This is a genomic window from Bradyrhizobium sp. cir1, from assembly GCF_014198245.1.
In the GTDB taxonomy this organism is placed as follows: Bacteria; Pseudomonadota; Alphaproteobacteria; order Rhizobiales; family Xanthobacteraceae; genus Bradyrhizobium.
On record NZ_JACIHE010000007.1, the window covers coordinates 135,665 to 150,003 of the forward strand.

The 14,339-nt window shown below is 59.0% G+C and carries 11 protein-coding genes; all 11 read right to left on the reverse strand.

What is annotated here, in order from left to right:
* Positions 1-4 precede the first annotated feature (4 nt).
* On the reverse strand, positions 5-400 hold the full coding sequence (gene nifX, locus GGD63_RS16955; protein ID WP_183243911.1) for a nitrogen fixation protein NifX: 396 nt from the start codon (positions 398-400) through the stop codon (positions 5-7).
* On the reverse strand, positions 397-1,806 hold the full coding sequence (gene nifN / locus GGD63_RS16960) for a nitrogenase iron-molybdenum cofactor biosynthesis protein NifN (RefSeq protein WP_183243913.1): 1,410 nt from the start codon (positions 1,804-1,806) through the stop codon (positions 397-399). Before nifN ends, nifX begins: the two co-directional genes overlap by 4 nt.
* Before the next feature lie 9 nt (positions 1,807-1,815).
* Complete coding sequence (gene nifE, locus GGD63_RS16965; RefSeq protein WP_183243915.1) at positions 1,816-3,462, reverse strand: nitrogenase iron-molybdenum cofactor biosynthesis protein NifE; 1,647 nt, start codon at positions 3,460-3,462, stop codon at positions 1,816-1,818.
* Positions 3,463-3,560: 98 nt separating this feature from the next.
* The gene (gene nifK, locus GGD63_RS16970; protein WP_183243917.1) at positions 3,561-5,117 is read right to left on the reverse strand and encodes a nitrogenase molybdenum-iron protein subunit beta; all 1,557 of its coding nucleotides are present in this window, start codon (positions 5,115-5,117) and stop codon (positions 3,561-3,563) included.
* Positions 5,118-5,183: 66 nt separating this feature from the next.
* Positions 5,184-6,686 (reverse strand): nitrogenase molybdenum-iron protein alpha chain, encoded by a 1,503-nt coding sequence (gene nifD / locus GGD63_RS16975; RefSeq protein ID WP_183244222.1) that lies wholly within the window; start codon positions 6,684-6,686, stop codon positions 5,184-5,186.
* Positions 6,687-7,120: 434 nt separating this feature from the next.
* On the reverse strand, positions 7,121-8,368 hold the full coding sequence (locus GGD63_RS16980) for a cysteine desulfurase (protein ID WP_183243919.1): 1,248 nt from the start codon (positions 8,366-8,368) through the stop codon (positions 7,121-7,123).
* Positions 8,365-9,687 carry a Fe-S cluster assembly protein SufD gene (sufD, locus tag GGD63_RS16985; RefSeq protein ID WP_183243921.1) on the reverse strand — a complete coding sequence of 441 codons (1,323 nt, stop codon included), beginning with the start codon at positions 9,685-9,687 and terminating at the stop codon, positions 8,365-8,367. Before sufD ends, GGD63_RS16980 begins: the two co-directional genes overlap by 4 nt.
* A 17-nt stretch (positions 9,688-9,704) precedes the next feature.
* Positions 9,705-10,457, reverse strand: a complete 753-nt coding sequence (gene sufC, locus GGD63_RS16990; protein WP_183243923.1) for a Fe-S cluster assembly ATPase SufC — start codon at positions 10,455-10,457, stop codon at positions 9,705-9,707.
* Positions 10,458-10,521: 64 nt separating this feature from the next.
* Positions 10,522-12,018 carry a Fe-S cluster assembly protein SufB gene (sufB, locus tag GGD63_RS16995; protein ID WP_183243925.1) on the reverse strand — a complete coding sequence of 499 codons (1,497 nt, stop codon included), beginning with the start codon at positions 12,016-12,018 and terminating at the stop codon, positions 10,522-10,524.
* Between the two features lie 194 nt (positions 12,019-12,212).
* Positions 12,213-12,407, reverse strand: a complete 195-nt coding sequence (locus GGD63_RS17000; protein WP_091956552.1) for a 4Fe-4S binding protein — start codon at positions 12,405-12,407, stop codon at positions 12,213-12,215.
* A 748-nt stretch (positions 12,408-13,155) separates the two neighbouring features.
* On the reverse strand, positions 13,156-14,268 hold the full coding sequence (ald, locus tag GGD63_RS17005; RefSeq protein WP_183243927.1) for an alanine dehydrogenase: 1,113 nt from the start codon (positions 14,266-14,268) through the stop codon (positions 13,156-13,158).
* Positions 14,269-14,339: the final 71 nt, after the last annotated feature.

The window sequence follows — 14,339 nt, forward strand, 5'->3', positions numbered from 1 at the left end:
CACCTCATTCGTCGAACTCGAACGTACGCCGTCGGTCCTTTGCCATGGCCTTGCGTAGCCAGGGAGGTGGCGTGCCGTTCAGTACGCGCTCGAGTTTTTCGAGCAACACCAGAATGCTTTCTGGTTTGTTCACCTTGATAGGATGAATCTTGTTGGCCACCACTCGCGCAGCCCCGGCACCGCCGATGGCGGCGACGTAAAGAATCGCGCAATCCTTGATCGCCTCGATCTTCGGCGCCAACTTATCGTCGTTGCCGTCTTCCTTAAGGTCGCCCTCAAACTCAATCGCTTTGAGAAACACGTGCCCGCCAGGCGCGACATCGTAGATTGCGATATTCTTTGCCCAACCAAAATGGGCATCGACCCGTCTCATGTCCTGAGTGGCAAACGCGACCTTCATGCAATCGACCTCCCAGCCGCGCCGGTGGAGCTGCGATACCCCGAGCATCGTGGCAGACCGGCCGCAGTCCGCCATCTATCGGGCGTAGGCTGATCGTTCTCCTCGCGGTGCGCGATCACGAGGTTGGCGATTTCGAAGATCAGATTGCGGGTACCACGATAGCCCACGGAAAGTTGGTGTCCCGCACCAAGTCGATCGAACATCGGAAAACCCGTACGATAGAACGGCAATTTCAGCCGAGCCGCCGCTTGCCTGCCATGCGAATGCGTGATCAGCAGGTCGCAATGGTGTGTTTTGGCAAGCCCTTCCAGATCCTCGAGATCGCCAATGAGTACCTCCTTGGTCTTGATCCGCTCGATCACCTCCGACTGAGTGGTCGTCACGGCCGCTGTCACCTGCGCTCCCATGTCGTGCAGCATGCCGGACAAATCGAACAGAAGGTCTGGCTCAGCGCCGATAGCAACTTTGCGACCGCCAATATGGAAGTGCGCGTCCAGCATTGCATCGGCGAGCTGACCGCGCTGGCGCCGATATTTTAAGGGTATGGGGCGGCCGCTGATCTCGCTCAAGAACGTCATGAATTCGTCGTTCGGACAGAGACCACACAGCCGCTCGAAGACACGAAACGGCACGCCGGTCTTGACCTGCATGACCTCTGCCGCACGCTGCATCTGCGCCCCGATTGCAATCGACCATCCGGCGCGGCCCATGCTCGCAATTTCGTCGACGCCGATGCCGCCGATGGTCGTTGGCGTAAACTCATCGGGGATATGTCCATCGAGCGATCCTGCTACGTCAGGGAGGAAGGACGGGCACAACCCGAAATCTTCCAGTATGACACGGAGTTCATCAATGTCGCCGGGGGTGAGGTGACATCCCGGCAGAACATTCACTTTCGATGGGTCCCGCAGGCCATTGGCGCTGGGCCCTTCCACCAGCACCTCCACAATGCGCGCCACAGCCTTCTCCCAGCCGTCCTGGAACGCGCCCTTGAAATCAGGCGTCGAGACATACACCAGTGGCAACTTTGCGAGTTGGGGATGCTTGCTCCGGATTAGCTTGAGGTAGGCATCCACATCGTCGCCGTTGGTCTCGGTGACACCGGTCGAGCAGATTCCGATGATCTTTGGCTTGGTACGGTTGTAGATGTTCAGTATCGCCTGCTCGAGATTCTCATAACCGCCGAGTACGGTCGCGACCTCGCTCATCGCGGTGGTCTGCAGCGGTACTGCCTCTTTGAAATGCCGGACGAAGAGCGTGAGCCCGAAGGATGTGCATCCCTGGGAGCCGTGCAGAAGCGGCATCGCCCCGCGCAGCCCCATGAAGGCGAATGCGCCGCCGATCGGCTGACTCATCTTCAGCGGGTTGACAGCGCAGGCTTTCGTCGGCGCCGTGACGATGGCCATGACGCCTCCTTATTCTGCCGCCTGTCCCATGGCAGATGGCTCGGACACCAAGATACCTTCGATGCGCCTCCGGCAGCAGCCACCGAACGCATCGGTATGCTCTCTCACCGCTGCGACGCTCCTCAGGCCGTGCGCGTAGATTGCATCCTCAATCGCGCCCAGATCGACCGTGTTACACACGCAGATCTTCCTCGCGCGGCGCGCGGTTTCGGCGAGCGCCGGATCGCGGGCGATCGCGGCCACGGGCGATTGCATCTGCTCCATCGCCTTGGCTAATGCCTCCCATGGGGCCGGTCGACGTAGCTGCTCCCACATCGGACTCGAGAGCGACCTATCGATCTCCTCCACCAGCTTGACCATTCCGACATAGCCCATATAGGCGTGGCAACGCTCCTGGTTGATATCGAGCCAGGGCATCGCCGCTTTCAGCGCGACGAACTGCGACTTGCCGCCCGATAGCATGATGTCCGCTTGTGCGTCCTTTAACATCTTAAACATCTCGCGCGGAGTCATGTCCTCAATCATGTGGGCATCCTGCCCCATGAGCTCCTTGATGCGCTCCTTGTCTTTCCTGGTCGATTTCTTGACGCTGGTTCCGACTAACTCAAGCCCAGCTTCCTGGAGTGCCGCAACGATCGACCATGACTTGACGCCGCCGGTAATCAACAAGGCCTTCTTGCCTACGAAGCGTGGCTTGTACGGCCCTATCGCAGCCCGGGCCCACGCTTCCTCGCGCGCGATCACCGCTTCAGTGCGCCCGAGCAGATCTGCAGGCGCGCCGCGCTCAACCAATAAGCGGGCAAGCTGACGCAGCGATTCGCTCGAATCTTGAATACCGTAGAACGACCCCTCGAAGAACGGGATTCCGTAGCGTTGCTCCATCTTGCGTGCGACGTTGATCATGGACTTTGAGCACACCAACATCGCCGCCCGCGCGCGATGAGATGAAGCGACTTCGCGATACTTGCCATCGCCGGAGATGCAGGAGAGGATCCGTACTCCGAGCTCGTCTAGCAATGGCTTCACTTGCCAGAGCTCTCCCGAAAGGTTGTATTCCCCGATCAGGTTGATATCGTACGGGGTGGTGTAGTCCGGCTCTTGCGTCCCGATCACATGGTCGAGCAATGCCTCGCCGGCGAGCTTGTTACCGAGGTTCTTCGAGCCGACGAAGCCCGGGGAATTGATCGGGATCACCGGCTTTGCGAACCTTTGAGATGCTGCCTTACAGACTGCGTTGATGTCGTCGCCGATCATCGCCGGGATGCAGGTTTGATAGACGAAGATGGCGGGCGGGTCGCACTTGTCGATGATCTCCTTGATCGCTTTACAGAGCCGCTTCTCGCCTCCGAATACAATATCGGTTTCGCTTAAATCTGTTGTGAACGAGGTGCGCCACAGATTCGAGCCTGACGACGCCGCGCCGCGATTGTCCCAGGAATTACCTTCGCACGCGATCGGACCATGCACCAAGTGAGCGACATCGGTGAACGGCTGCAGCGCAACCTTGGCGCCATCGAAAGCACAGCCCCCGGCAGCGCTACCCGGCAGCAGTTGTTTGGTGCAGCCGTTCTTGCGCTCAGCCTCCGACTTACTGCCGTTTTTGGCGCAGCCCGGCTCGTCAAAAATATTCTGGACCGTGGCCGCTAGCGAACTCATCCCTTTTCCTCTCAGCGCAAACTAATTGCATGGTCAACGGTCGTGTGCTTGTGCCATCGCCGAGTGCTTGGACGATGGCACGCGCCACGGGTCGCTCATCAACGAATGATGTCGAAGCTGTAGTCAGTTTTGCCAAGAACGTTTGTCTTCTTGTCGATCTCATCGAAGATCTTGTCCAGGATCTTCACCAGCACATTCAGGCCGCCCTGATAGCCCCATAGGGGGGAGCGGTGATGGTGATGCCGATCAAAAACCGGAAAGCCGATGCGGATCAGTGGCGTTCCAGTATCGCGCTCCAGATACTTGCCGTAGGTGTTGCCAATCAGAAAATCGACTGGCTCGGTGAACAGGAGTGAGCGCATGTGCCAGAGGTCTCGGCCCGGATAGGCTTGGCAGCCCTGCCCAAATGGCGAGCTTGCAAACAGCACCTGCATTTTTTCGTGCCATGTCTTGCTGCCGTTCGTGGACAGCACATGGGTCGGTTCGGCGCCGAGTTCGAGCAGAAACGCAGCCAACCCATAGCAAAGATCCGGATCGCCATAGATGGCGAACTTCTTGCCATGGATATGCGCGCTGGAGTCAGCGATGGCGTCGACCAGGCGGCCACGTTCTCGCGCGAGTTGCTCGGGAATCTCCTTGCCGCTGATGCGTGACAGCGCCACGATAAAGTCATCCGTTGCGGATAAGCCCACCGGGTAGTTGAAGGATACGACGTCCTGGCCATGCTCAGCCACGAATGGCAGCGTTTTTTCGGTGCACCACTGCTGCATGGAGATCGTCGCCTTGGCGTGAACCGCGTTGGCCGCATCTTCCAGCGTCGTGCCTCCGTCATACATCCGGAATTCGCCGTCTGTCGGAGTATCGAAGACTTCGGAATTATCCGCGAGAATCGTGTGCTGGATGCCCATCAACGCCAAGATGCGCTTGATCTCGCGAAGGTTCCCGACGGTATAGCCATCGAACCCACCAATGATGTTGATCGCCCCGTTCTGCTTGCGCTCCAGCTTCGGCGCTGTCCCGGCCTTACCGTCCCAAAAATGCTCCAGAATGCCCTTGAGCGCATTGTCATAACCAGTGACGTGGCTGCCTACGAACGCCGGCGTATGGGCGAATGGCACGTCGAAGTCCGCCGGAACCGAGCCTTTTTCTTTCGACGTTTTGATGAAGGCGTTGAGGTCATCGCCGATCACCTCGGCCATGCAGGTCGTGGAGACCGCAATCATCTTGGGTTTGTACATGTTGTAGCTGTTCGCGAGCCCGTCGATCATGTTGTTCAGGCCCCCGAATACGGCAGCGTCTTCCGTCATCGACGAGGAGACGCAGGAAGAAGGCTCCTTAAAGTGCCGCGACAGATGGCTGCGGTAATAAGCCACGCAGCCTTGCGAGCCGTGGACGAAGGGCAGCGTGCCCTCAAAGCCAACAGAGGCAAATACGGCGCCAAGCGGCTGGCATGCCTTGGCCGGATTTACCGCTAGCGCCTCCCGCGCAAAGTTCTTTTCGCGATATTCGGCCGTCTTCGTCCATTCCTTGATGCGTTCGACCTCGGCGGGATCGCGAGGATTCTCGAATATCTTCTTCTTGGCCAGCATCTGCTGGTATTCTGGACCGCGGAACAGCTCGAGATGATCGAGCACGTGTTCGGCACTCTGCGCCATTGTTGAAATCCTTCACTATCGAGATTGGTGTCGCCCCGGCTTTCCCACAGAGCGCGATGAGTCGGTTTATTCTGCAGCCAGGAGCTTGGCTCTCGAAGCTTCCTTCCAGGGGGCCTTCGTTTTCTTCCAGACCGGCGAGTTGATGGCCATGTCCATGTCGCGCGCAAAGATCGCAAAGCCGTCATAGCCGTGATATGGGCCCGAATAGTCCCAGGAGTGCATCTGCCGGAACGGCACACCCATCTTTTGAAAAACGTATTTTTCCTTGATGCCCGAGCCGACGAGGTCAGGCTGGAGCTTTTCGACGAAGCGCTCGAACTCGTAGCCATTGACGTCATCGTAGATGAGCGTGCTGTCCTTTACGTAGTGCTGAGCTGTGCGCTGATAGTCGTCGTTGTGACCGAACTCGTATCCGGTACCAATGACTTCCATCCCGAGGTCCTCGTATGCGCCAATCACATGACGCGGACGGAGCCCGCCGACGTACAGCATCACCGTCTTGCCCTCCAGGCGCGGGCGATATTTTGCGATCACGGCGTTCACCAGCGGTTGGTACTTTTCAATCACCCGCTCGGCGCCTTCCTTGATCTTGTCGTCGAAATAGCCCGCAATCTTGCGCAGCGACTCTGCGATCTTTGAAGGTCCGAAGAAGTTGTACTCGCACCAGGGGATGCCGAACTTCTCTTCCATGTGGCGTGAGATGTAGTTCATGGAACGGTAGCAATGCAGAATGTTGAGCTTTGCCTTCGGCGTTGCCTCGAGCTCAGCTAGCGAACCGTCGCCCGACCACTGCGCGATCACCCGCAGGCCCATCTCCTCTAGCAGAATTCGCGATGACCAGGCGTCGCCGCCGATATTGTAGTCTCCGATGATCGCAACATCGTACGGCGTCGGCTCAAAAGTTGGTTTGCCATCGGACTCGAGCTTGTCGAAAATCCAATCGCGCACCGCGTCGTTGGCAATATGGTGGCCTAGTGACTGCGACACGCCCCGAAAGCCCTCACAACGGACCGGCACGATGGTCTTGCCGCCATATTCCTTGGATTTTGCTCTCGACACGGCCTCGATGTCGTCACCGATCAATCCGATCGGGCATTCCGATTGGATCGTGATGCCGTTGTTGAGCGGAAACAGCTCCTGGATTTCATCAAGAATTTTGACCAGCTTTTTGTCGCCACCGAACACGATATCCTTTTCCTGGAAGTCCGAGGTGAACTGCAGGGTCACGAAGCTATCGATGCCCGTCGTGCCAACGTAATAATTGCGTCGCGAGCCCCACGAATACTGACCGCAGCCGACCGGGCCGTGGCTGATATGGACCATGTCCTTGATCGGTCCCCAGACCACTCCCTTTGACCCTGCGTAGGCGCAGCCTCTGATCGTCATCACGCCAGGTATGGATTTGATGTTGGACTTCACCCCGCAATCTGACTTGCCGGCTTGGTGAACGTTGAGGTGCTTGGCACGCCGTTTCGCGGTTTTCTCCGGATAGACCTTCAGCACCTCCTCGATCAGCTCTTTGTTGCGAGCCCTGATTTCTGCGATGCTCTGGGTCGTGGCGAGACTCATCTGATGTCCTTCAAAGGTTAGCTGTTGCGAGGGCGGCTTCTTGAGCAAGACTTTAGCAACGAGCATGCCAGCGTCTCGTGAGCACCAAAAAACATAGCAAACAAAATCTCTTAGCGAGCCTCCTGCGGTGGGGGGGGGTGTTGTTGCGAACCCGACATTAGCTTTGGGCAGAGAACTCTTGGTTTGGCTCTGTTCGAAATGAAACAAGGGCTGCCTATGCGTGAAATCGCCCGCCCCGCCCAATTCTCGAGCGTGTCCGCGATCGCAGTACTCTGCGATCGCGCTCGCCGAAGGCCCTGCACAGGAAGACCGGCCGCAAGAGCGGCTGGCCCACACAGGCCTGCCAATGCTGGCTATGCTTGCAGCGACCTACAGGTGCTTACCTGCTGCGATGCGATGAGGTGCCTGACCTCATCCAGCGTAGGCTCGCCGAATCACGAGAACAGCTGCCGCGCCTTGATTAGCGCACGCACGAGCACATCGATCTCTTCGCGTGTATTGTAAAGTCCGAGGGACGTACGGCACGTTGCCAGCACGCCGAAGCGCTCAAGCAGCGGCATCGCACAATGGGTTCCCGCCCGCACCGCTACACCGGCGCGGTCGATGACGGTGGCAACATCATGCGCATGCGCTCCCTTCATATCAAAGGAAATGATCGGTCCCCTGTCGGCCGGGGTCCCGATCATACGCATGAAATTGATCTCCGCCAGCCTCTCCTGCGTGTAAGCGAGCAGTACGCTCTCGTGCCTGCGGATCTGCACCTTGCCTATTGAATTGATGTAATCGATAGCCGCTCCTAAACCGATGGCTTCGACGATCGGCGGCGTACCCGCTTCGAACCGGTGTGGCGGATCACCATAAATGACGCCGGAACGCGAGACCTCGCGGATCATCTCCCCGCCGCCATTGAAAGGCGGCATCGATACCAGATGCTCAGACTTGCCGTAAAGCACACCGATCCCAGTCGGACCATAGAGTTTGTGGCCCGTCATGACGTAGAAATCGCAATCCATGTCGCAGACGTCGGCGCTCAGGTGGACGCAAGCTTGCGAGCCGTCGACCAGAACCGGGATACCACGAGCATGCGCGATCCTCACCACCTCTTTCACCGGCAATACCGTGCCGAGCACGTTCGACATTTGTGTGATTGCAACCATCTTGGTGCGCGGGGTCAGCAGTCGCTCAAAATCCTCGAGCAAGAAGTTGCCCTCATCATCCACTGGCGCCCATTTGATCACTGCACCGAGTCGTTCCCTGAGAAGGTGCCATGGCACAATGTTGGAGTGGTGTTCCATAATCGAGAGAACGATCTCATCACCCGGGGTAATGCGTTCACGGCCAAACGTCTGGGCGACCAGATTGATTGCTTCCGTGGCGCTCCGAGTGAAGATGATCTCTTCGTTTGAACGCGCGTTCACAAACCGCGCAACCTTGGTACGGGCGCCTTCATAAGCCTCGGTCGCCGCGTTAGCGAGGTAGTGCAAGCCGCGATGAACGTTGGCGTATTCGCTGGAGTACACCTGCATCATACGGTCAAGCACCGCGTTGGGCTTTTGCGCGGATGCAGCGTTATCGAGGTAAACAAGCGGCTTGCCGTACACCGTCATGCGGAGCGCAGGAAAGTCCGTACGTAGACGGTTGACGTCGTAACTGCCATTGCTCACGGCGGGATGAGCGCTCATCGCCCCGCCTGCAGCCAGTGTTCAGCTTGAGCTGTCACAAAATCGCGCAGATTCTCGGAAGTGATCTCCTCAATCGACTCGCCAACGAAGGCTTTAATCAGCAACATCTTCGCATCCTTCTCGGATAGTCCCCGAGCGCGCAGATAGAATACGAGACTGTTGTCCAGCGCACCCGATGTCGCTCCGTGGCCGCAGGTCACGTCGTCAGCCAAGATTTCAAGTTCCGGCTTACTGTCGGCCTCGGCCTGGTCGGATAGGAGCAACGCTCGCGTCGTCAGGTTAGCGTCCGTCTTCCGGGCGGCAGGACGAACGACAATTCGGCCCTGAAATACCGAGCGGCCGCAATCGTCGATGACCGCGCGGAACTTCTCCCGACTGGTGCAATGTGGCACGGCGTGGTCGACCACCATCGTTGTGTCGGCGTGAAGCTCGTCCCTGATGAGATTAACGCCATTCGCCGAGACCTTGGTTCCCTCGCCAGCCAGCTTGATGAATCCCTGATAGCGGCTGATGGAGCCGCTGCAGGTCATGCTGAAGAGGTCGAGCTTAGCCCTGGCGCCGACTGCGATGATCGCCGACGAGATATTCACGGCGTCAGAGGCAGCGGCTGCGACGCGGATGTGCGACAGGCTCGCCTCGTTACCAACCAGGGCGATTATCGCATCGTTGGCTTGATAGCCGCTCGCGCGTTCAGCCGAGACGAAACTTTCCACGATGGCCGCATGCGCTCCTTTACCAAGCTGTAGATACGACCGTGTAAAGGTGGACACCGACAGTGCGGTTGCGACGTGAACGATTTGAATTGGCCGCTTCACCGCGTTGCCGTCGGCGACCGTAATCACCAGGCCATCTGTCGCCATTGCGGCGTTGAGCGAGATAGCGGAATCGCTCGTCGTCGACAGCAGCAGACCTGCCATGTCGCCAGGGGACGAATTCTCCAGAACCTCTCGCAGCGACCGCACAACAACTTCATTTTCCAGCCTGCCGAGATCAGATAGCTCCGGCGCGAATATGCCATCCACCATAACCAGTTTGACCGCCTGATCGACAGACACTTGCTCGGCCGACACCTTTGCGCGCACCAGCGCCTCCGCATCGGGTCGCGGAGCGAGTGGCAGCACCTCGCCGATCAGGGCGCGCAGATCTGTGTATTTCCAGTCCTCCATGCCCCGATGCGGGAGGCCGGTACGCTCGTAGACCTCAAATGCGCTCGCCCGGATTTGGGGGACAAGGCCTGCACCTGGCAGCCGTCCACGCGCCGCAGCGAAAACATTGCCAATTGAGCGTTCGGGGTCGGCTTTGGGCAAAACCTGCTTCATCGGAGTCCCTAGAGCCGTCAGGCCGCGTCTTCGAATTGGGCGTAGCCAGAAGCCTCAAGCTCCAGCGCGAGTTCCTTGCCGGCGCTCTTCATGATCCGCCCTCTCGACATCACGTGCACAACGTCCGGCACGACATGGTCGAGAAGCCGCCGATAGTGCGTGATCACGATCATCGCTCGTTCCGGCGAACGCAAGGCGTTGATGCCGCTGGCGACGATACGCAGCGCGTCGATGTCGAGGCCGGAATCGATCTCGTCAAGGATGCACAGACTCGGCTCGAACAACGCCATCTGCAAAATTTCGTTGCGCTTCTTCTCGCCGCCGGAGAATCCGACATTGACGCCACGCTTGAGCATGTCCTGGGGAATGTTGAGCGATCCGGCCACCTCGCGGATTCTTTTCAGAAATTCGGGGGTGGAGAATTCCTGTTGGTCCCGCGCCTTCCGCTGGGCGTTCAGTGCCGCCCGCAGGAAGTTCATGGTGGTCACGCCGGGGATCTCGACCGGATACTGGAATCCCAGGAACACGCCCTTGGCGGCGCGTTCATTTGGCTCCATCCGCAACAGGTTCTCGCCCCTGAACAGGATTTGTCCGCCGGTGATCTCATAACCGAGCTTTCCGGCGATGACGTGGGACAGCGTCGACTTGCCGGAGCCGTTCGGCCCCATGATCGCGTGCACCTCACCTGCATCGACGTTAAGATCGAGGCCGCGAATAACTTCGCGGTCTTCGACACCAACATGCAAATCTCGGATTTCGAGTAGCGCCATTCTGATCTGATCCCTGAAATGTCGTCTGGCGAGCCGCCTTCGAGGGGGCTCGCGGGAGGTTTGGTTATCCGACAGATCCGTCGAGCGAGATCGAGATTAGCTTCTGGGCCTCCACTGCGAACTCCATCGGCAGTTTTTGCAGAACTTGCTTGACGAAGCCGTTGACGACGAGCCCGACAGCCTCTTCCTGCGAAAGGCCACGCTGGATGCAGTAGAACAGCACGTCCTCGGAGATCTTCGAGGTCGTCGCTTCGTGCTCGAACGTCGCCGAGGAGTTCTTCGCCTCGATGTACGGCACGGTGTGCGCGCCGCATTTATCGCCGATCAACAGCGAGTCGCAGGCGGTGAAGTTGCGCGCCCCTAGCGCCTTCCGATGCGCGGTGACGAGACCGCGATAGGTGTTCTGCGACTTGCCGGCGGCGATGCCCTTGGAGATGATGCGGCTCGACGTGTTCTTGCCGAGATGGATCATCTTGGTGCCCGAGTCGACCTGCTGGAAGCCGTTCGAGATCGCGATCGAATAGAACTCACCGCGCGAGTTGTCGCCGCGCAGGATGCAGCTCGGATATTTCCAGGTGATCGCAGATCCCGTCTCGACCTGGGTCCAGGAGATCTTGGAGTTGGCGCCGCGACAGTCGCCACGCTTGGTGACGAAATTGTAGATGCCGCCCTTGCCTTCCGAATTGCCGGGATACCAGTTCTGCACCGTCGAATATTTGATCTCGGCATCGTCGAGCGCGACGAGCTCGACCACGGCCGCATGCAGCTGGTTCTCGTCGCGCTGCGGCGCGGTGCAGCCCTCGAGATAGGAGACGTAGGAGCCCTTGTCGGCGATGATCAGCGTGCGCTCGAACTGGCCGGTGTTGCGCTCGTTGATGCGGAAATAGGTCGACAGCTCCATCGGGCAGCGCACGCCCGGCGGCACGTAGACGAACGAGCCGTCGGAGAACACCGCCGAGTTCAGCGTCGCATAGAAATTGTCCGAGGTCGGAACCACCGAACCGAGATACTTCTGCACCAGCTCGGGGTGCTCGCGGATCGCCTCCGAGATCGGCATGAAGATCACGCCGGCCTTCTTCAGCTCCGCCTTGAACGTGGTCGCAACCGAGACCGAATCGAAGACAGCATCGACCGCGATCTTGCGGCGCGCCGGGTCTTCCTCGCCCGGCTTCGGCTCGACGCCTTCGAGCATGGCGACTTCCCGCAAGGGAATGCCGAGCTTTTCGTAGGTCTTCAGGATCTCCGGATCGACCTCGTCCAGGGACGAGACCGACTTCTTCGGCTTGGGGGCCGCGTAATAATAGAGGTCCTGGAAGTCGATCTTGGGATAGTCGACGCGCGCCCAGGTCGGCTCGGTCATGGTCAGCCAGCGCCGATAAGCCTTGAGCCGCCACTGGAGCATCCAGGCGGGCTCGTTCTTCTTCTGCGAGATGAATTTTACGATCTCTTCCGACAGCCCCTTCGGGGCCTTCTCGGAGTCGATCAGGGTCTCAAACCCATAACGATACTGGTCGACGTCGATGCGCTTCACGCGCTCGACCGTCTCTTGTACGGCTACCATTGCCCGCTCCACTCGCGCAACGACAACTCCCGCTGGCGAGGACTCCGCCGCAATCTATCTGAGCGGATCGCGCAAGTTGCCGCCGACTCGGGGCCAGCGAGTGAGAGAAACAGAAGACGGATCCAAAAGGCGGCGGCTGTCGATCGCGTTTTCATCATGTTTTGCGCCCGAGCTCCTCTCATCGGCTACCCCACCTATGCCGGCACGCAGGTATCGGGCACCGGGCAAACGACGGCGCATTGCGGCGCGTCAAAGTGCCCCTCACATTGAGTACACTGGGTCGGATTGATCACATATATGTCGTTCTTCAGGTTGATCGCGGCATTGGGACATTCGAACTCACATGCACCGCAGACGGTGCACTGGGATGCGATTATCTTGTAGGCCATCACTGCGATTCCACGAGCGAAAGTTGCGGGACAGTTACTGGCTTTCAAGTCTTGTGCCAGACAGTTTAACTTGATTTGTCTGGGCTATTTTCGAGAACGCACGTCCCGTCTCGACACGGTGTCGCAAATCCTACACCGCGCATGACAGTAGCTTGCGCTCGATGCCGTGGTTTGCGCATGGTCGATCTCACGGCAGTCAGCGATCAGGTGAACCGCGTTCGCCAGGCTCAGGGAACGATCTGCGATCCTTGCTAAGGCCGCCGTGCCGCGGCGATGATGGATGCGCCGCGCGACTTCAAAAAGTTCTCCGCCGGTCTGTCAGGTTGACCCCGAGCCGCATCTTGATGGTTCCACTCACCGGGCAGCGGCGGCTTCGGCGACAGCACCACGGTAACCCGCGCAGTCATCACCGGCCCGGTTGGCGTCTCCACAGACAGTCAGAATCGCGGCGATCGGGCCAGACAAAGTCGGTCCGGTGATCGCGGTCTCCCAGCGGACCCGCAGGACGCATTCTCAATTGCCTTGGATTACCTGGCAAAAGCGGCATTCATATGCGCTGTATGGACCGAAAGTACATTGTCTCGCATCGTGCGGGGACTAAAGCCAGGCGTTCGTCTGGTGATCCTCCGCTTCGTTCCAAGTTCGAAATGCATGCGGGCGCCGGTCAGCAGATCGATGGAGCCGAAAAAAAAGCCACCCCGAAGGGTGGCCTAAGTCAGGGAGGAAACGCCCGTAAGGGCCTCTGGGATCAGGCCGCAGCCTGTTCGATCGGTGAGAAGGGCAGCCCGAGGCTTTCGGCCACCGCTTCGTAAGTTAGCCGGCCCCGATGGACGTTGAGGCCTGCGCGCAAATGCGGATTTTCGAGCACGGCGGAAAAGCCCTTGTTGGCCAGAGCCAAACCAAACGGCAGCGTCGCGTTGTTCAGTGCCTGGCTCGAGGTCAGCGGCACGGCCCCGGGCATATTGGCCACGCAATAATGAATGATGCCATCCACTTCGTAAGTAGGATCAGCGTGAGTGGTTGGGTGCGATGTCTCAAAGCAGCCGCCCTGATCGATAGCGACGTCCACGAGCACCGCCCTCTTGCGCATCGAGCTCAGCATGCTCCGGCGGACCAGCTTCGGCGCGCTCGCACCTGGAACGAGCACCGCACCAATCACCACATCCGCCGCAAATACCTCTTCCTCCACAGAGTCGATAGTCGAAAACCTGGTGCGAGCGCGTCCTTCGAATAGCTCGTCCAACTCGCGGAGCCGGAGTATCGAACGGTCGATGATGGTCACCTCTGCGCCCAGACCAACCGCCATGCGTGCCGCGTGCGTACCAACGACGCCACCTCCGATCACCACGATTCGGGCAGGCTGAACACCGGGCACCCCACCGATCAACAGCCCTCGTCCGCCTGCACTCCGCTTCAGGGCGCTGCCCGCCGCTTCGATCGCAAGCCTACCCGCGACCTCGCTCATCGGCGCCAGCAGCGGAAGGCCACCATGCGCATCAGTTACGGTCTCGTAGGCGACCGCAGTGCATCCAGATTTCAGGAGGCCCTTGGCCTGATCCGGGTCGGGGGCCAGATGCAGATAAGTGAACAGGATCTGATTTTCCCGCAGCTGACACCACTCGGACGGCTGAGGTTCCTTAACCTTTACGATCATCTCGCTCGATGCGAATACCTCAGCCGCGGAAGTTAGAATCGTTCCGCCAACAATGCGATAATCGTCATCGGTTGCACCAATGCCAGCGCCGGCATTGGTCTCGATCATCACGCGGTGGCCCGCTGCCACGTATTCGCGGACAGCTCCCGGGGTAAGGCCCACGCGATATTCGTGCGCCTTGATTTCCTTGGGGACTCCGACCTTCATTTGAAAACTCCCTGCCTGGAGTGCCTTTCTAATCGGAAGCACCCAGCGATATTGCGACGCAGCCGTCAAAA